Annotated in this window: 18 protein-coding genes and 1 tRNA gene; 8 read left to right on the plus strand and 11 right to left on the minus strand. The window is 68.8% G+C overall.

Going from position 1 to position 15,439, the window contains the following annotated elements:
• Nucleotides 1-2: 2 nt before the first annotated feature.
• The gene (locus CPCC7001_RS11420) at nt 3-965 is read left to right on the plus strand and encodes a DNA polymerase III subunit delta' (RefSeq protein ID WP_006910321.1); all 963 of its coding nucleotides are present in this window, start codon (nt 3-5) and stop codon (nt 963-965) included.
• A gap of 28 nt (nt 966-993) precedes the next feature.
• On the opposite strand, the gene CPCC7001_RS11425 is transcribed toward CPCC7001_RS11420, so the two are convergent.
• The 4 genes from CPCC7001_RS11425 to CPCC7001_RS11440 form a co-directional block, all read right to left on the minus strand.
• Nucleotides 994-1,758: a response regulator transcription factor gene (locus tag CPCC7001_RS11425; RefSeq protein WP_006909663.1), complete on the minus strand. Its 765-nt coding sequence runs from the start codon at nt 1,756-1,758 to the stop codon at nt 994-996.
• A gap of 431 nt (nt 1,759-2,189) precedes the next feature.
• A tRNA-Asn gene (locus CPCC7001_RS11430) sits at nt 2,190-2,261 on the minus strand.
• Between the two features lie 69 nt (nt 2,262-2,330).
• Complete coding sequence (locus CPCC7001_RS11435; protein WP_006910659.1) at nt 2,331-3,047, minus strand: ABC transporter ATP-binding protein; 717 nt, start codon at nt 3,045-3,047, stop codon at nt 2,331-2,333.
• Between the two features lie 10 nt (nt 3,048-3,057).
• Nucleotides 3,058-3,321: a hypothetical protein gene (locus CPCC7001_RS11440; RefSeq protein WP_006910396.1), complete on the minus strand. Its 264-nt coding sequence runs from the start codon at nt 3,319-3,321 to the stop codon at nt 3,058-3,060.
• 161 nt (nt 3,322-3,482) lie between these two features.
• On the opposite strand from CPCC7001_RS11440, the gene psbD reads away from it, so the two are divergent.
• Nucleotides 3,483-4,541 carry a photosystem II D2 protein (photosystem q(a) protein) gene (psbD, locus tag CPCC7001_RS11445; RefSeq protein WP_006909677.1) on the plus strand — a complete coding sequence of 353 codons (1,059 nt, stop codon included), beginning with the start codon at nt 3,483-3,485 and terminating at the stop codon, nt 4,539-4,541.
• Nucleotides 4,542-4,661: 120 nt separating this feature from the next.
• Here psbD and CPCC7001_RS11450 read toward each other — a convergent pair whose 3' ends face one another.
• Entirely contained in the window at nt 4,662-5,480 is an 819-nt protein-coding gene (locus CPCC7001_RS11450) for an aspartyl/asparaginyl beta-hydroxylase domain-containing protein (protein ID WP_006910663.1), read from the minus strand.
• A gap of 487 nt (nt 5,481-5,967) precedes the next feature.
• Between CPCC7001_RS11450 and CPCC7001_RS11455 the strand changes: the two genes are divergently transcribed.
• Together CPCC7001_RS11455 and CPCC7001_RS11460 are read left to right on the plus strand one after the other, a co-directional pair.
• Nucleotides 5,968-7,404, plus strand: a complete 1,437-nt coding sequence (locus CPCC7001_RS11455; protein ID WP_006910884.1) for an iron uptake porin — start codon at nt 5,968-5,970, stop codon at nt 7,402-7,404.
• Between the two features lie 201 nt (nt 7,405-7,605).
• Nucleotides 7,606-8,319 carry a J domain-containing protein gene (locus CPCC7001_RS11460; RefSeq protein WP_006909758.1) on the plus strand — a complete coding sequence of 238 codons (714 nt, stop codon included), beginning with the start codon at nt 7,606-7,608 and terminating at the stop codon, nt 8,317-8,319.
• Between the two features lie 4 nt (nt 8,320-8,323).
• Here the strand turns inward: CPCC7001_RS11460 and CPCC7001_RS11465 are convergent, their stop codons facing one another.
• Nucleotides 8,324-8,566: an NAD(P)H-quinone oxidoreductase subunit O gene (locus tag CPCC7001_RS11465; RefSeq protein WP_006909552.1), complete on the minus strand. Its 243-nt coding sequence runs from the start codon at nt 8,564-8,566 to the stop codon at nt 8,324-8,326.
• 88 nt (nt 8,567-8,654) lie between these two features.
• Here CPCC7001_RS11465 and CPCC7001_RS11470 point away from each other — a divergent pair, with 88 nt between their 5' ends.
• Entirely contained in the window at nt 8,655-9,590 is a 936-nt protein-coding gene (locus CPCC7001_RS11470; protein WP_006909972.1) for a TIGR01777 family oxidoreductase, read from the plus strand.
• Here the strand turns inward: CPCC7001_RS11470 and CPCC7001_RS11475 are convergent.
• The 4 genes from CPCC7001_RS11475 to CPCC7001_RS11490 form a co-directional block, all read right to left on the minus strand.
• Complete coding sequence (locus CPCC7001_RS11475) at nt 9,526-9,804, minus strand: hypothetical protein (protein ID WP_043369017.1); 279 nt, start codon at nt 9,802-9,804, stop codon at nt 9,526-9,528. The two genes, CPCC7001_RS11470 and CPCC7001_RS11475, sit on opposite strands and share 65 nt — an antisense overlap.
• Nucleotides 9,797-11,026, minus strand: coding sequence for a lipid-A-disaccharide synthase-related protein (locus CPCC7001_RS11480; RefSeq protein ID WP_006909680.1), 1,230 nt, complete (start codon nt 11,024-11,026; stop codon nt 9,797-9,799). The genes CPCC7001_RS11475 and CPCC7001_RS11480 overlap by 8 nt, the downstream gene beginning before the upstream one ends.
• 40 nt (nt 11,027-11,066) lie before the next feature.
• Nucleotides 11,067-11,504, minus strand: a complete 438-nt coding sequence (locus CPCC7001_RS11485) for a hypothetical protein (RefSeq protein ID WP_006910271.1) — start codon at nt 11,502-11,504, stop codon at nt 11,067-11,069.
• 74 nt (nt 11,505-11,578) lie between these two features.
• Complete coding sequence (locus tag CPCC7001_RS11490; RefSeq protein WP_006910136.1) at nt 11,579-12,004, minus strand: iron-sulfur cluster assembly accessory protein; 426 nt, start codon at nt 12,002-12,004, stop codon at nt 11,579-11,581.
• Nucleotides 12,005-12,098: 94 nt separating this feature from the next.
• On the opposite strand from CPCC7001_RS11490, the gene zds reads away from it, so the two are divergent.
• From zds to CPCC7001_RS11505, 3 genes are all read left to right on the plus strand, one after another.
• A complete protein-coding gene (gene zds / locus CPCC7001_RS11495) occupies nt 12,099-13,613 on the plus strand; it encodes a 9,9'-di-cis-zeta-carotene desaturase (RefSeq protein WP_043370035.1) in 1,515 nt (504 codons plus the stop codon).
• Between the two features lie 83 nt (nt 13,614-13,696).
• The gene (locus tag CPCC7001_RS11500; RefSeq protein ID WP_006911377.1) at nt 13,697-14,140 is read left to right on the plus strand and encodes an SRPBCC family protein; all 444 of its coding nucleotides are present in this window, start codon (nt 13,697-13,699) and stop codon (nt 14,138-14,140) included.
• Nucleotides 14,118-14,633, plus strand: coding sequence for a hypothetical protein (locus CPCC7001_RS11505; RefSeq protein ID WP_156796761.1), 516 nt, complete (start codon nt 14,118-14,120; stop codon nt 14,631-14,633). The genes CPCC7001_RS11500 and CPCC7001_RS11505 overlap by 23 nt, the downstream gene beginning before the upstream one ends.
• Here CPCC7001_RS11505 and CPCC7001_RS11510 read toward each other — a convergent pair.
• Nucleotides 14,569-15,417, minus strand: a complete 849-nt coding sequence (locus tag CPCC7001_RS11510) for a uroporphyrinogen-III synthase (protein WP_043369021.1) — start codon at nt 15,415-15,417, stop codon at nt 14,569-14,571. The genes CPCC7001_RS11505 and CPCC7001_RS11510 overlap by 65 nt on opposite strands.
• Nucleotides 15,418-15,439 lie beyond the last annotated feature (22 nt).

Consider the following 15,439-nt stretch of genomic DNA (forward strand, 5'->3'; position numbering starts at 1 on the left):
CGATGGCCACTGCGGCCGGTCTGTTCGCCGACGTGCTCGGGCAGGAGCGGGCCGTGGCCCTGCTGGAGGCCTCCCTCCGCAGCAGGCGCCTGGCGCCGGCCTACCTGCTGAGCGGGCCCGACGGGGTGGGGCGGCGGCTGGCGGCACTCCGTTTCCTCGAGGGGGTGATCGCCGGACCCGAGGGATCCGTGCCCCTGCGCCGCCGGCTGGAGGCGGGCAACCATCCCGATCTGCTCTGGGTGGAACCCACCCATCTGGACAAGGGCCAGCTGGTGCCCGCCTCCCAGGCCCTGGAGCGGGGCGTGAGCCGCCGCAGTCCACCGCAGCTGCGGCTGGAGCAGATCCGCGAGCTCACCCGCTTCCTGGCCCGCCGGCCCGTGGAGGCCGCCGGCTGCCTGGTGGTGCTCGACGGGGCGGAAGCGATGGCCGAGGCCGCCGCCAATGCCCTGCTCAAGACCCTCGAGGAGCCGGGACGCGGCATGGTGCTGCTGATCTGCTCGGCGCCCGAGCAGCTGCTGAGCACCATCCGCTCCCGCTGTCAGCAGATCCGCTTTGGGCGTCTGGATTCCGACTCCATGGCCAGGGTGCTGGCGGCGGCGCCGGCTCCGTCCTGTCCCGACCCCCCGGAACTGCTGGAACTGGCGGCGGGATCCCCGGGGGCGCTGCTGGCCCATCGCCAGCAGTGGCAGGGGCTGCCGGAGGGACTGGTGGATCGGCTGCAGGCCCTGCCGGCGGGCACGGATCCGGTGGTGGCCCTGAGCCTGGCCCGCGACCTCACCGAAGCCCTGGATGCGGAGCAGCAGCTCTGGTTGCTGCAGTGGTGGCAGCTGGTGCTGTGGCGTCACCGGCCGAGCGCGGCGGCGGTGAACAGGCTGGAGCGGCTGCGCCGCCAGCTGCTGGCCTACGTGCAGCCTCGGCTGGCCTGGGAAGTGGCCCTGCTCGAGCTGGCCGGCCTGGTGACCTGAGTGAGGGTCCTGGCTGGACCCCTAAGCCCTAGCTGGCCTGGGCGGTGCGTGCGTCCTGAACCACGGGGGTCAGGGCAGCGAGCTGATCGCCGCTGGGAAGCTCGAGGCAGTATCCGGCGCCGTACACCGTCTTGATGAAACGGGGTTTGCGCGGGTCGGGTTCCAGCTTGGTGCGCAGATGACGCACGTGCACGCGGATCGTCTCGATGTCGTCGTCGGGTTCGTAGCCCCACACTTCCTTGAGGATGAGGGAAGGGGCCACGGTCTGGCCGTGCCGCTGCAGCAGGCAGTGCAGCAGCTCGAACTCCAGGTGGGTGAGGCGCACGGGCTGGTCGAACCAGATCGCCTCGAAGCGCTCCGGCACCAGGGTGATCGGCCCGAAGCTGAGGATCTCGTTGTGCTGGGTGGAGAGGGGGGCGTGGTCGGTGCGGCGCAGCAGCGCCTTCACCCGCACGGTGAGCTCCTCCAGATCGAAGGGCTTGGTGAGGTAGTCATCGGCTCCGGAATTGAAGCCGCTCACCTTGTCCTTGGTGTCGGCCAGCGCCGTGATCATCAGGATCGGGATCCGGGCCGTGCGCTCGTCGCGGCGAAGCCGCTGGCAGAGGGTGAGACCATCCACCTTCGGCAGCATCAGATCGAGCAGCACCAGGTCGGGGGTGAACTGCAGAGCCAGGGCCTGGCCCTTGATGCCGTCCTCGGCGCGCTGCACATCGAAGCCCCCATGCTCCAGATGCCCCGCGACCAGGTCCCGCATGTCGCTGTCGTCCTCGATCAGCAGGATGCAAGGTTTCATGGCTGATGCAGGAGCGCGCTGCTGGGAGGGGATGACGACCCCCTGGCGGGCTGGTCGACGGAAGGGTCGGAGGCCTTACAGGAGACTTGCATTTTCCCAGTTCCGGCTCCTGGTAGTGAGCCAGGGATGGAACAGCCGCCTGCAACCGGTGCGGGTCGGCCCGTCTGGATCCAGTGCTGGCCTGCGGTCTGGCCGCAGCACCGCTGGCCAGGTGCGACGGATCTTCAGAATCTTTTCCAGCGATTTTGTTGTGAAACTCCCGCTTCTCTGGCAAGCAGCACCAGGCTGACCCATTCAGAGCCGACCCGTTCAGAGCCACGCCTTCCTGAACGGACAGGTCGCGACTGGGCGGCACCATCCCTGGCGACAACACCTGGGGCCCTTCGGAGGGACCCTTCGGACCGATCAGGCCGCGGAAGCCGACCATCAAACTCCCCGGGCGGGATTCGAACCTGCGACCAATCGGTTAACAGCCGACCGCTCTACCGCTGAGCTACCGAGGATTACGACCCGGACATGAAGCGGATCGAGGATCCGTTCAGGGGAAGGCCGGTGGCACCGGCCCGATGAACTTACCCCTCAGCCTTGCCGCCCTGCAAGGGGCCTGCTCGCCGCGGCGCCACCCGCGCCGCCACGCGCGATCCGGGTTCCCAGGGGCCGAGGTGTCCCTGTTCCATCAGGGCGGCTCCATCGCAGCAGGCCAGCTCCTCCAGCCGGTGGGTCACCCAGAGGGCGGTGAGCTGGCGGGGCCCGGGGGCGGTGAGCCGTCGGATCAGGCTGAGCACCTCCTGCTGGCTGTCCGGGTCGAGCAGGGCAGTGGGCTCATCCAGCAGCAGCAGCTCGGCTCCGCTGGCCAGGGCGGCGGCGATGGCCAGCCGTTGCTTCTGGCCGCCGCTGAGGCTGTGGATCGGCCGGTCGGCCATGCCGCTGAGGCCCACCGCCTCAAGCACCTCGGCCAGCCGCCCCTCCCGGGCGCTGCGGCTGAGGCTGGGATCGATCGCCAGCAGCAGGTCGCTGCCGCAGCTGGGCAGCAGCAGCTGGTGATCGGGGTTCTGGAACACCAGGGCCGTGCGCCCTTGGGCCTCCACCCGGCCGCTGCGGGGCTCCAGCAGGCCGGCGATCAGGCGCAGCAAGGTGCTCTTGCCGCTGCCGTTGGTGCCCACCAGCATCCACAGGCCGGGGCGGGGGATCTGCAGGGCGCAGTGGCGCAGGGCGGCATGGCCGTTGGGCCAGGCGAAGGAGAGGCGCTCCACCCGCAGGGGTGGAGGGATTGTCCCGGGAGCGGCCATGCCGGTGCGATCAGCTGTCGAAGCTGAAGCCTGGGCGCTTGCCGCCGCTGGCACTGGCGGACTTCTCGTAGACCTGCACAGCCACCACCTCGCTGGTCAGGAGGCTCACCTTCTTGTCCGCCTCCTTCTCACAGGTGAGTTCCAGCACCCTGGGGCCGCCCCCCTCGAGGGCCTGCTTCACCGTGTCGTAGAGGCTCTGGGCGTCGGCCAGCTCCTTGCGCTGAACCGCGATCGGCATGGGGCTGAGCTTGAGGGAGAGCTCGACGAGGTACATGGCGGCGACTGGATTGGCGCCCACTCTGGCCTGCGGCGACGGCGCGCGCGTGGCGGCGGTTCCCACTAGGTGGTTCTACCCAAAACCAGGGGCGCAGGTCCGCACTCCGCAGCCTGGCCCCGTACGATCAAAGACGTAACGCTTCATGAAGCCCGTTTCTCATGACGATCGCTGTAGGGCGCGCGCCAGCGGCACGGGGATGGTTCGACGTCCTCGATGACTGGCTCAAGCGCGACCGTTTCGTATTTGTCGGGTGGTCCGGCCTGCTGCTCTTCCCCTGCGCCTACCTGGCGCTGGGCGGCTGGCTGACCGGCACCACCTTCGCCACCTCCTGGTACACCCACGGCATTGCCAGCTCCTACCTGGAGGGCTGCAACTTCCTCACCGCGGCGGTGAGCACCCCGGCCGATGCCATGGGCCACAGCCTGCTGCTGCTCTGGGGCCCGGAAGCCCAGGGTGACTTCGTGCGCTGGGTGCAGCTCGGTGGCCTCTGGCCGTTCGTGGCCCTGCACGGCGCCTTCGGTCTGATCGGCTTCATGCTGCGTCAGTTCGAGATCGCCCGTCTGGTGGGCATCCGTCCCTACAACGCCATCGCCTTCTCCGGTCCGATCGCGGTGTTCGTCAGCGTGTTCCTGATGTACCCCCTGGGTCAGAGCAGCTGGTTCTTCGCGCCCAGCTTCGGCGTGGCGGCCATCTTCCGCTTCCTGCTGTTCCTGCAGGGCTTCCACAACTGGACGCTGAACCCGTTCCACATGATGGGCGTGGCCGGCATCCTGGGCGGTGCGCTGCTGTGCGCCATCCACGGCGCCACGGTGGAGAACACCCTGTTCGAGGACGGCGAGCAGTCGAACACCTTTAAGGCGTTCGAGCCCACCCAGGAGGAGGAGACCTATTCGATGGTCACCGCCAACCGCTTCTGGAGCCAGATCTTCGGGATCGCCTTCTCCAACAAGCGCTGGCTGCACTTCTTCATGCTGTTCGTGCCGGTGATGGGTCTGTGGACCAGCAGCATCGGCATCATCGGCCTGGCCCTGAACCTGCGCGCCTACGACTTCGTGTCGCAGGAGATCCGCGCGGCGGAGGACCCCGAGTTCGAGACCTTCTACACGAAGAACATTCTTCTGAATGAAGGCATCCGCGCCTGGATGGCACCGGCTGACCAGCCGCACGAAAACTTCGTCTTCCCTGAAGAGGTCCTGCCTCGCGGCAACGCGCTCTGATCACGGCAGAGCTCCTTCGGCAGCCGGCAGAGCTCCTTCGGCAGCCGAAGGCCGGTTCACGGCTTCACCACATCTGCAAAGCGCTCCTTTCAAGGGGCGCTTTTTTGTGGCTCCAGCCCCTCAGCCGTCCGCTGGAGTTTGGGCCAGCCGGCCCCAGAAGCTCCGCTCGGCGGCCTGCTGGTTCTGGTTGGCCTCCCGCAGGAAGGGCGCCAGGGCCGCCAGGTTGAGCAGCCAGCTGTTGAACAGCGAAACCGGCCAGCGCAGCGGCCGGGCGAAGTCCACGAACAGCACCACGCGGTAGCCGTCGGTGTCGTTCCACACCTGGTGGTTGTAGGTGTCGTCGAACACCAGACAGCGGCCCTCCTCCCAGGTGTGAATCTCATCGGCGATGCGGATCCGGCAGCACTCGCGCGGCTCGGGCACGATCAGCCCCAGGTGCAGCCGCAGCACGCCGGCCCAGGCACCGCGGTGGGGGGGGATGTGCTTGCGGGGCGAGAGGATCGAGAAGAAGGCGGTGCTGCAGCCGGGGATGGTGGCGAGCAGCTGCATGGTGTGGGGGCAGCGGCGCGCGTTTTCGCGGCAGTCCATGCCCACGCCCTTGAGAAAGAACGTCTTCCACTGGTCGTCCCTCTGGATCTTGCCCACCTGGGGCAGGATCTCCTGAAAGCTGGGCATCGCCCTGCGGTGCTCCATCACCGCATCGAGCTCCCGGCGCACGGCCGGCCACTGCCGTTCCACGTCGGTGATCCAGGGGAACTGGTCGGCACGGAAGACGGGCACATCACCGGGCAACGAAGCCCAGCCCACAAGCCGCTCGAGGGTGTCATGCAGGGCCCGCTTCAGCTTGTTGCGGCGGCTCCGGGCCGGGAAGGTCCAATGGCGCCGCCGCAGGTTGGCGGGCAGGCCTACGGGGCTCTCACGGCGCGTCGCAGGCTTCAAGGTGGTTCCAGGCCCAAAGGGCGATCAGGCTACCCACGGTGCAGCGCGCAGCCGGAACCGGCTCGCGGGCAGCCCCGAAATCCTGGTTAGGATCCGGCCGTCCAGTCAGCAGTGACGTGGTAGCGGCCCCTGGGCCGGATGCCGGAAGCGTCGCCGGTTGACGTCATCCCCCAAGGAGGAGGTGCCCGTGAGTTCCAGTTGTTTCATCAAGGGTCTGCTGATCGCGGAGAACGCCGGCTGATTACGGCGCCTCAACCCTGATCAAACGGTTCCGCACCTGCGGACCCGGCGAGAGCCCCCGGTAGCCCAGGACATTCCTGGACTGCCGGGGGCATCGTTTTGAGCTGCCCACCGCCCGCCCGACCCACCCGCCGATCCAGCCTGTGCAGGGCCATTGTGTTCTCTGGCACAGGGGCTGGTGTAACAGGCCTTTGCCGTGACCACGATGGGCACGAGGCGCATTGCGCCCTTTTTGTGTGAGGACCCCATGAAACTCTTCCAGCAACTGCTGGTTGCCCCTGCGGCTCTGGGCCTGCTGGCCCCCGTGGCTGCCACGGCTTCCGAGCTCAACATGGACGGCGTCAACCAGTACGCCTCCCAGGAGCAAGTCACCAGCATCTCCCAGTTTTCCGACGTTCAGCCCACCGACTGGGCCTACCAGGCCCTCTCGAACCTGATCGAGCGCTACGGCTGCGTCGCCGGCTACCCCGACGGCACCTACAAGGGCCAGCGGGCCATGACCCGCTTCGAGGCGGCCGCCCTGCTGAACGCCTGTCTCGATCGCGTCACCGAGGTGACCGATGAGCTCAAGCGCCTGATGGCCGAGTTCGAGAAGGAGCTCGCCATCCTCAAGGGCCGCGTGGACGGCCTCGAGGCCAAGGTGGGTGAACTGGAGGCCAACCAGTTCTCCACCACCACCAAGCTCAAGGGCATCGCCACCATGGTGCTCGGCGGCGCTGGCGAGACCGGCTTCGGCGACAACGTCACCGCGAACTATGACGTTCGCCTGATGTTCGACACCAGCTTCACCGGCAAGGACCTGCTGCGCACCACCCTGCGCGCCGGCAACTTCGGTGATTCGGTGTTCGGCAACGGCAACACCGCCATGGAGGTGGCTTTCCAGGAGGAGAGCGGTGCTGACTCCGTCGGCATCAACCGCCTCTTCTACCAGTTCCCCATCTCCGACTCCTTCACCGCCACCTTCGGTGCCAAGGTCCGTCAGGACGACATGCTGGCCATGTGGCCCAGCGCCTACCCGGCTGACACCATCCTCGACCTGTTCACCTACGCCGGTGCCCGGGCGACCTACAGCCTGAACCTCGGCGCTGGTGTCGGTCTCTGGTGGCAGAACGAAGGCTTCAGCATCAGCGCTAACTTCGTGTCCAACGAGAACGCTGCTGAGGATTCCTCCCGGGGCGTCGGTGAGGACTACACCGGTACTGTTCAGATCGGCTATGCCGGCGACAACTGGGGTGCGGCCTTCGCCTACACCTACTCCGACTTCGTGGGCTTCGACAGCACCAACAACGTCGGCCTGAGTGCCTACTGGTCTCCTGCCGAGTCCGGTTGGGTGCCTTCGATCAGCGTTGGTGGCGGCTGGTCTGACGGTTTCGTCGACAGCGCTGACGACGCCTGGAGCTGGATGGTGGGCATCCAGTGGGCTGACATGTTCGTCAAGGGCAATGCCCTGGGCATGGCTGTCGGCAGCGCCGGCCAGACCGACCCCGGCAAGTGCGCCGATCGCGGCGTGCTCTGCACCGGCGGCATCTGGACCGACGGTGGCGAGGAGACCATCGCTTACGAGCTGTGGTACAAGTTCCAGGTCACCGACAACATCAGCGTGACCCCCGCGTTCTTCTGGATCGAGAACGACGGTGCCAGCGACACCTACGGCGGTCTCGTCAAGACCACCTTCAAGTTCTGATCGTCTGATCAGTTCGATCCACCGGATGCGTTGATCTCTTCAGCCCATTCGGTTCGGGCCTGGTTCCTCACACTCCCCAGGCCCTCTTTTCCCTCGTTTCTCATCACTTCTCACACCACGTTCCAGCACTCCATTCCTCTTCCATGCCCCGGCCCTCGGCCGGGGTTTTTTGTTGCCGGCCCCGCCGGGGCATCGCGTAGCTTGCCGAGGTGCCGAGCCAACACATCCGGAGGTGACCCCCTGTCTCCTGCTGATCCCTATGCCGTGCTCGGCGTTTCACCGCAGGCCAGCCGCGCCGAGATCAAGGCGGCCTACAGGGCTCTGGTGAAACGCCATCACCCCGACGCCGGCGGTGACCCCACCACCATCCTGGCGCTCAATGCCGCCTGGGAGGTGCTGGGCGACAGCGAGAAACGGCGGCGTCTCGACCATCGGCGTGCCCCGGGGCCGGCGGTACGTTCTCCGGGCGGCGTTCCCCCGGGGGCGCAGGAGGTGGTGAGCCGGGCCGCCGAAAGGGATGGAGCGGTGCAGGCCTGGTTTCAGCAGGTGTATGGCCCGATCGATCGCCTGCTCGGCCAGGTGATCAATCCCTTCGCGGCCCAGCTGAGAGCCCTGTCCGCCGATCCCTACGACGATCGGCTGATGGAGGCGTTCTGCCGCTTTCTGGAACTCAGCCAGACCAAGCTGGCCCGGGTGGAAACCCTGTATCAGTCGCTGCCCTGCCCGGCGGCCCTCAAGGCTTTCGCTCTCGATCTCTACCACTGCCTGAGCCTGGTGAAGGACGCCCTTGTGGATCTGGAGCGCTACACCATGGGTTATGTGGATTCCTACCTGCGCGATGGGCGCGAGCTGCTGCGCAAGGCCCGGATGCGGCGGCGCCAGTTGCAGCAGGATCGCCGCCAGCTGATCGCCTGAGCGATCAGTCGGCAAAGGGCTCCAGCAGCGCCAGCGGCAGCCAGACATCGGGCACGGGCCGCCGCCAGCGCAACTGGGCGTAGTCGCCCTTCACCACCAGCACCTCGCCGGGGCCCTCGAGCACGTAGGCGGGCGGGTGGGGATCGCTGGCCGCGGCCTCGGCGCTGCGGCCATAGGCCTCGCGGTTGACCCGCACCAGGCTGCCTTTCTTGAGCGCAGGCTGGGCAGGGGAGGACGTCTCGGCCATGGGGAGGCGGATCGGATCGCCGCAGATTAGGGCCGCCTGGCAAGGGTCGGCGCCTTAGCCTCCAGGCGAGCTTGGCGGATTCCGACGCATGCGTGTTCTGCTGTTGGGTTGCTCCGGCTTCGTGGGGCGGGAGCTGGTGCCCTTCCTGCTGGAGCTGGGCCACGAGCTGATCCTGGTGAGCCGCCGCGAGCAGCCCTTCCCCGCCCTGCTCAGCGAGCGGTTCAGCAGCCTCCAGCTCGATCCATCCGACCCGGCCTCCTGGCAGGGAGGCCAGCTGCCCGATGCCCTGGCCATGGCCGATGGGGTGGTGAACCTGGCGGGAGAGCCGATCGCCGAGAAGCGCTGGACTCCCGCCCACCGCCAGCTGCTGCTGCAGAGCCGCCAACGCACCACTGAGCTGCTGGTGGGGGCGATGGCGCAGCTGCCCACCCCCCCCCAGGTGCTGGTGAACGGGTCGGCCGTCGGCTACTACGGCACCAGCCCCGATGCCCGCTTCAGCGAGGAGAGCCCGGCGGGGGAGGACTATCTCGCCGAGATCTGCCAGCAGTGGGAAGCGGCCGCCTCCCGCTGCCCCGCGGCCTGCCGGCTGGTGATCCTGCGGATCGGCATCGTGCTCGGGGGCGATGGCGGCGCCCTGGGGAAGATGCTGCCGGTGTTCCGGATGGGCTTCGGCGGCCCGATCGGTTCAGGGCGCCAGTGGATGAGCTGGATCCAACGGCACGACCTGTGCCGGCTCGTGGCCGCCGCGCTCGACGACGGGGCCTATGCGGGGGTGTACAACGCCGTGGCGCCCGAACCGGTGCGGATGGCCCAGTTCGCCTCCTGCCTTGGCCAGGTGCTCGGCCGGCCCAGCCTGCTGCCGGTGCCCGCCCCGATCCTGCAGCTGCTGCTCGGGGATGGTGCCCAGGTGGTGCTGGACGGGCAGTATGTGGAGCCCCGCCGCCTGCTGCAGCAGGGATTCAGCTTCCAGTACCCGGGGCTCGCTTCTGCCCTCGCCGCTGCCACCAGCCCAGCAGCCCACTGAGCAGGGCTGCCGCCATCAGCAGGCCGATGGCCGGGGTGAACAGGGGTTCCCAGAGGGTCTGGAACAGCTGGAGCGGCGCCTCGATCTTCTGGCTGTGGCACAGCACCGCCACACCGAACCATGCGGCTCCGGCCATCACCAGGAACACATCGGCCACCAGGATGGCGTCCATGGCGCCCTTGAGGCGCTGGAGGGGTGGAGCGGCGTCAGCCATGGCAGGGGGGCAGCAGTTCCATGATCGCCGCCGCAAGCCGTTCCGTGCCCCCGGCCGGCCCGATCCGCTCGGCGGCGTTGCCCGCCAGTTGCAGCCGCAGGCGGCTCCCCAGTTCGGGGTGGGCCAGTTCCTCCAGCAGGGCGGCGGTGAGCCGCGCCCCGCGGCGCAGGGCCGCCGTGGGATCGCCACCCCAGTGAGGGCAGTGCACGCCGTTGCCGAGCAGGCGCCGCTGGGCTTCCGCGAACCCCGCGGTGAACTGGGGTCCTGCCCCCACCAGCTGCACCACCGGCTTGCCGAGGCCCACCGCCTGCTCCGTGGCCGTGCCGGCCATGGCCAGCACCAGATCCGCGGCTTGCAGCGTGGCGCCGAACCCGCTCCAGGCGAGCTCCAGCTCCAGAGCATTCCGCCGCAGCCGATCGTGAGCGGCCCAGCGCCAGCCGAGGGGCTCCGCCATCGCCCCGATTCGCTCACGGTCCAGGGCCGGCACCAGCACCGCCCGCAGCGCCAGACGGCCCGGCTGCTGCAACGGCGCCGGCAACAGCTCCAGCAGCTGCAGCATCAGGGCCAGGTTGGCGCCCGCCTCCGGCAGGCGGCTGCCGGGCAGGAGGGCGAGCCGCTGCGGGAACCCGGCGCCGCCGACTGCCGCGGGCGTGGATGGCGCGGGCGTGGATGGCGGCAGGGCCGCGTCCAGAAAGGGATTGCCCAGGAAGGCCACCGCTCTCCCCAGCTGCTGGCTGAGGTCCTGGGCGGTGAGGGCATCGCGGCTCCAGATCGCCCGCACCGCCCGGCGCCGCAGCAGCCAACCGCAGGGCCACGGCAGCCGCAGCCGGCCCTCGTAATGACTGGAGTAGGCCACCAGGTACACCGCCGAGCGCCTCCCCCCCAGCCAGGCCCCGAGCACGGCCACCAGATCGCCTACCGCCACCACGAGCTGGTGACGGCCGCGGTGGCGCAGCAGCCGCCCCAGGCTGGCCACCACATGGGCCACCTGGCCATCCAGTAGTTCGCTCATCTGGCCGTGGAAACTGGTGAACCCCAGCCCGCCCGTGCGGCAGTCCCGGGTGTGCCCCAGCACCGGGATGCCGCGTTGCCTGTAGGCCTGGCCATGGCCCACCAGGGGGAGAGCCTCCACGGTCACCCCACGGGCGATCAGAGCCGCGCCGATCAGGGCGCCGCTGAGGTCCTCCCCGTGGCCGTTGCTCAGCAGCAGAACCGCAGCCACCGGCCTCAGACCGCCTTGGCCGTGTCGAGCCGTGGGGTGCTCACCCGTTCAGCCAGCTCTGAATCTTGAGCATGGCGGGCCAGCCCGGCCGCCGCTGCAGACCATCGGCCATCGACTGCTGCAGCTCCGAGCCCAGGTCCGGTGCCATCACCATCACCCGCTGCACAATGGCGATGTGTTCGCGCACGCCCGTGGTGCCCGTTTCCAGCAGGGCCAGGCTGAGGTTGAGGCGCGCCTGGGGATCCTGGGGGTTGAGTTTCACGGCGGTGCGGGCTGAGCGCAGCGCCAGGGAGGGTTGGTCGGTGAGCAGCTGCAGCCAGGCCAGGCAGGTCCAGCCGGCCGACTGACGGGGGGCCTGCTGGGTGATGGCCTCGAAGTCCTCCAGCAGCTCAGCGGGATCAGCGCCCTCGTTGTAACGGGCGATGGCGGCCTCGAAGAGCGAGGTGGTCGGGCTGCTCTCAGCGGGACTGGCCGACATGGCGAAGGGCGAACGGGGACGGATCCCTCAGGTTCCCATGCGGACGGCTGCCGTTCTCCGCCAACGCGCTGTCTTCAGACCGCGAAGGAGCTGCCACAGCCGCAGGTCTGGCTGGCATTGGGGTTGGTGAAGTTGAAGCCGCCGCCGATCAGCGCGCTGGAGAAGTCCAGCTGCATGCCGTAGATGTACAGCAGGCTCTTGGGATCGCAGACCACCCGGAAGCTGGGGGCTCCGTCGGGTTCGTAGGTGTACTGCTCGTCGTCCGCACGGATCGCGTCCGCACTGATGAAATCCATCGTGTAGCTCATGCCGCTGCAGCCGCCGGAGCGCACGCCCACCCGCAGCACCCTGCCTTCGCCCTGCTGGCTGATCAGGGCCCCCAGCTGCTTCATGGCGGGTTCGGTGATCAGGATGCCCTTGCCGTCACGGGCGGTGAAGGTGGCCGGAGCGGAGGGGGCAGCGGCGGACGGGGCGCCGGCGGTGGTGGTTTCGGTGCTCATCGCAGGGGCCAGAACGGCAGACGCCAACTCTATGGACCTGCACCCGCCGCTGTCGGATCCATAGAGTCTGGGGCGACATCAGGGAGTGGACAGGGTGCGGGTCGCCATCGTCGGTGCGGGTCTGGCTGGTCTGGCGGCGGCCGTGGATCTGGTGGATGCGGGCCATGCCGTGGACCTCTACGAGGCCCGGCCGTTCATGGGCGGCAAGGTGGGCAGCTGGGTGGATCCCGATGGCAACCACATCGAGATGGGGTTGCATGTGTTCTTCTTCAACTACGCCAACCTGTTCGCCCTGCTGCGCAAGGTGGGGGCGATCGAGAATCTGCTGCCCAAGCAGCACACCCATCTGTTCGTGAATGCGGGTGGCGATCTGCGCGAGCTCGATTTCCGTTTTCCGATCGGCGCTCCCTTCAACGGTCTGAAGGCCTTTTTCACCACGCCCCAGCTCGACTGGATCGACAAGCTGCGCAATGCGCTGGCCCTCGGCACCAGCCCGATCGTGCGGGGTCTGGTGGACTACGAGGGGGCGATGCGGGTGATCCGCGACCTCGACCGCATCAGCTTTGCCCAGTGGTTCCTCGGCCACGGCGGCAGCCGCCAGAGCATCGAGCGGATGTGGAATCCGATCGCCTACGCCCTGGGGTTCATCGACTGCGAGGCCATCTCGGCCCGCTGCATGCTCACCATCTTCATGATGTTCGCTGCGAAAACCGAGGCCTCCAAGCTCAACCTGCTCAAGGGCTCGCCCCATCGCTGGCTCACCGGTCCGATCCTTGACTACATCACCGCCCGGGGGGGGCGCCTGCACCTGCGGCACCGCGTCACCCAGGTGCATTACGAGCCCATCCCCGCCGCCGCCGGCGACCAGGGTGCTGCTGCCGATCCCGGCTTCAGGGTGAGCGGCCTCACCCTGGGCACACCGGAAGGGGAGCGGCAGGTGGAAGCCGATGCCTATCTCGCCGCCTGCGATGTGCCCGGCATCCAGCGCATGCTGCCGGAGGCCTGGCGCCGTCTGCCCCTCTTCGACGCCATCTACCGGCTGGAGGCGGTGCCGGTGGCCACCGTGCAGCTCCGCTACGACGGCTGGGTGACCGAACTGGGCGACTCCCCGGCCCACCAGGCCTCCCGCACCGACCTCAGCCGGCCCGCTGGCCTGGACAACCTGCTCTACACCGCTGACGCCGATTTCAGCTGTTTCGCCGACCTGGCCCTGGCCAGCCCCGAGGACTACCGCAAGGAGGGGCTCGGCTCGCTGCTCCAGTGTGTGCTGACCCCCGGTGATCCCTGGATCACCCAGAAGACCGAAGCGATCGTGGCGGCCACCGATGCCCAGGTGCGGCGTCTGTTCCCCTCCGCCGCCAACCTCACGCTGGTGTGGAGCAACGTGGTCAAGCTGGCCCAGTCGCTCTACCGCGAAGCTCCCGGCATGGAGCCCTACAGGCCCACCCAGCGCACGCCGGTGCCCAACTTCTTCCTGGCCGGCAGCTACACCCGGCAGGACTACATCGACTCGATGGAAGGTGCCACCATGAGTGGCCGCATGGCTGCCGCGGCCATCCTCGATCGGCCCGTCCAGCTCGCCAGCAACGCCGCCACCGGCAGCGCCTGAGGGCCTGACCGGACAGCGACACCAGGGTTTTCTGGACCCAGGTTTTCAGGCCGATTCCCCACGCCCACCCCAGGAGTAGCCCCATGGGCCGATGGCTCGATCACAGCGTCACCACCGCGATCGCCGCCCCCGTGGACCGGGTGTGGGCGGTGTGGAGCGATCTCGAGGCCATGCCCCGCTGGATGCGTTGGATCGAGTCGGTGGTGACCGAGCCGGATGACCCCGACCTCACCGACTGGACTCTGGCGGCCCAGGGGTTCCGCTTCCACTGGAAGGCCCGCATCACCCAGCGGGTCGAGGCCCAGCAACTGCACTGGGAGTCGGTAGGTGGGCTGCCCACCAAGGGGGGTGTGCGCTTCTATCCCCAGCCCGATGGCAGCACCGCCGTGAAGCTCAGTGTCAGCTACGAATTGCCGGGGGTCTTGGCACCGCTCATGGAACCCAGCATCCTGGGTGGCATCGTGACCAAGGAGCTTCAGGCGAATCTTGACCGCTTCCGAGATCTTGTCGAACAGCGTGCGGGCTGATCGCCTCCTGCTGGGTTCCCTGCTGGCGCTGTTTCTCTCCGCCTGTGGTGGGGGTGGCGACGCCCCACCCCAGGCCAATGCCCCGGCGCCTCCGTCCGCCCCAGCCACTCCGGCAGTGGCCGCCCAGACGCCCGCCGAGAAACCCGAGAACACCGGCCTCACCCCCCTGCCCACGCCCAACGACGTGCTGGCAGCGGTGAAGATCGGCCGGGACGATCCCTTTGCGGCCCTCCCGCCCCCCGGGATCAGTGGCACCTCTCAGGTCCGGCTGAGCCTGCCGGACGCCTTCCGCTTCACCGGGGTGATCCGCTCTGCCGGCACCTCCCAGGCGATCGTGGAATACGGCGGCACCAGTGGGGCCCTGAGCGTGGGCGACCGCGGCGGCCGCAGCACCGATCTGCTGCCCTCCGGCTGGACGGTGGCCGGCATCAATGTGGACCGCGGTCAGCTGACCCTGCGTCAGGGGAAGCAGACCGTGTCGGCCGAGCTCTGAGCGCCTGCGCGCAGGCCTGCACCAGCCCCTCCAGGTCATGGGGGTCCGCCTCGGCGTCCACCCGGCCCAGGGTGGTGTTGAGCCGCTGGCTGGTCTGGGGCCCGATCGACACCAGCGCCACATCCCTCAGGAGCTCCCGCCAGGGGGTGCCGAAGGCTCCTTCCAGCAGCTGGGCCGTGTGGGACACGGTCTTGGCGCTGCTGAAGGTGATCGCGTCCAGCCTGCGGCCCTCAAGCGCCGCCACCGCCGCGGTGGGCAACCCTGCAGGGCAGCGGGTTTCGTAGGCCGCCACCTCCACCACCCGGGCACCGGCCTCGGCGAAGGCCTCGGCCAGCAGCGTGCGGCCTCCGCTCTGCACCCGCGGCAGCAGCAGCCGCAGGCCCCACCCCGACACGGGGAAGTGCTCCAGCAGGCTGTCGGCCACGAAGCGGGGCGGGATGAAGTCGGCCGGGGCTCCGATCGCCTCCAGCTGGGCGGCGGTCTTGCGGCCGACGGCGGCGATCCGCAGGGACCGTGGCCGCCGCGCCAGGCCGCTGCCCCGCAGCTGCAGACGCCGTTCCACCGCGTCGACCCCGTTGCCACTGGAGAACACCAGCCAGTGGAAATCCTCCAGTTCGGCCAGGGCGTCATCCAGCGGCCCCCAGGTGTCGGGGGGTGTGACCACCAGGGCGGGCAGGTCCAGCACGCTGGCGCCCGCCTGCTCGAACAGCCGCCGCGCTTCACCGAGCTGGGTTTCGGCCCGGGTCACGGCCACGGTCCGACCGGCCAGTGGAGGGGAAGGCATGGAGGAAGGAGGGTGCACGTTC

Origin of the sequence: Cyanobium sp. PCC 7001 (genome assembly GCF_000155635.1) — a bacterium.
In the GTDB taxonomy this organism is placed as follows: Bacteria; Cyanobacteriota; Cyanobacteriia; order PCC-6307; family Cyanobiaceae; genus NIES-981.

Coding starts and splice junctions, on each gene's coding strand:
- CPCC7001_RS11435 (WP_006910659.1), bottom strand. CDS start 3,047: ATGGCCGCTCCCGGGACAATCCCTCCACCCCTGCGGGTGGAGCGCCTC.
- psbD (WP_006909677.1), top strand. CDS start 3,483: ATGACGATCGCTGTAGGGCGCGCGCCAGCGGCACGGGGATGGTTCGAC.
- CPCC7001_RS11425 (WP_006909663.1), bottom strand. CDS start 1,758: ATGAAACCTTGCATCCTGCTGATCGAGGACGACAGCGACATGCGGGAC.
- CPCC7001_RS11440 (WP_006910396.1), bottom strand. CDS start 3,321: ATGTACCTCGTCGAGCTCTCCCTCAAGCTCAGCCCCATGCCGATCGCG.
- CPCC7001_RS11420 (WP_006910321.1), top strand. CDS start 3: ATGGCCACTGCGGCCGGTCTGTTCGCCGACGTGCTCGGGCAGGAGCGG.
- CPCC7001_RS11500 (WP_006911377.1), top strand. CDS start 13,697: ATGGGCCGATGGCTCGATCACAGCGTCACCACCGCGATCGCCGCCCCC.
- CPCC7001_RS11510 (WP_043369021.1), bottom strand. CDS start 15,417: ATGCCTTCCCCTCCACTGGCCGGTCGGACCGTGGCCGTGACCCGGGCC.
- CPCC7001_RS11475 (WP_043369017.1), bottom strand. CDS start 9,804: ATGGCTGACGCCGCTCCACCCCTCCAGCGCCTCAAGGGCGCCATGGAC.
- CPCC7001_RS11490 (WP_006910136.1), bottom strand. CDS start 12,004: ATGAGCACCGAAACCACCACCGCCGGCGCCCCGTCCGCCGCTGCCCCC.
- CPCC7001_RS11465 (WP_006909552.1), bottom strand. CDS start 8,566: ATGGCCGAGACGTCCTCCCCTGCCCAGCCTGCGCTCAAGAAAGGCAGC.
- CPCC7001_RS11485 (WP_006910271.1), bottom strand. CDS start 11,504: ATGTCGGCCAGTCCCGCTGAGAGCAGCCCGACCACCTCGCTCTTCGAG.
- CPCC7001_RS11455 (WP_006910884.1), top strand. CDS start 5,968: ATGAAACTCTTCCAGCAACTGCTGGTTGCCCCTGCGGCTCTGGGCCTG.
- CPCC7001_RS11470 (WP_006909972.1), top strand. CDS start 8,655: ATGCGTGTTCTGCTGTTGGGTTGCTCCGGCTTCGTGGGGCGGGAGCTG.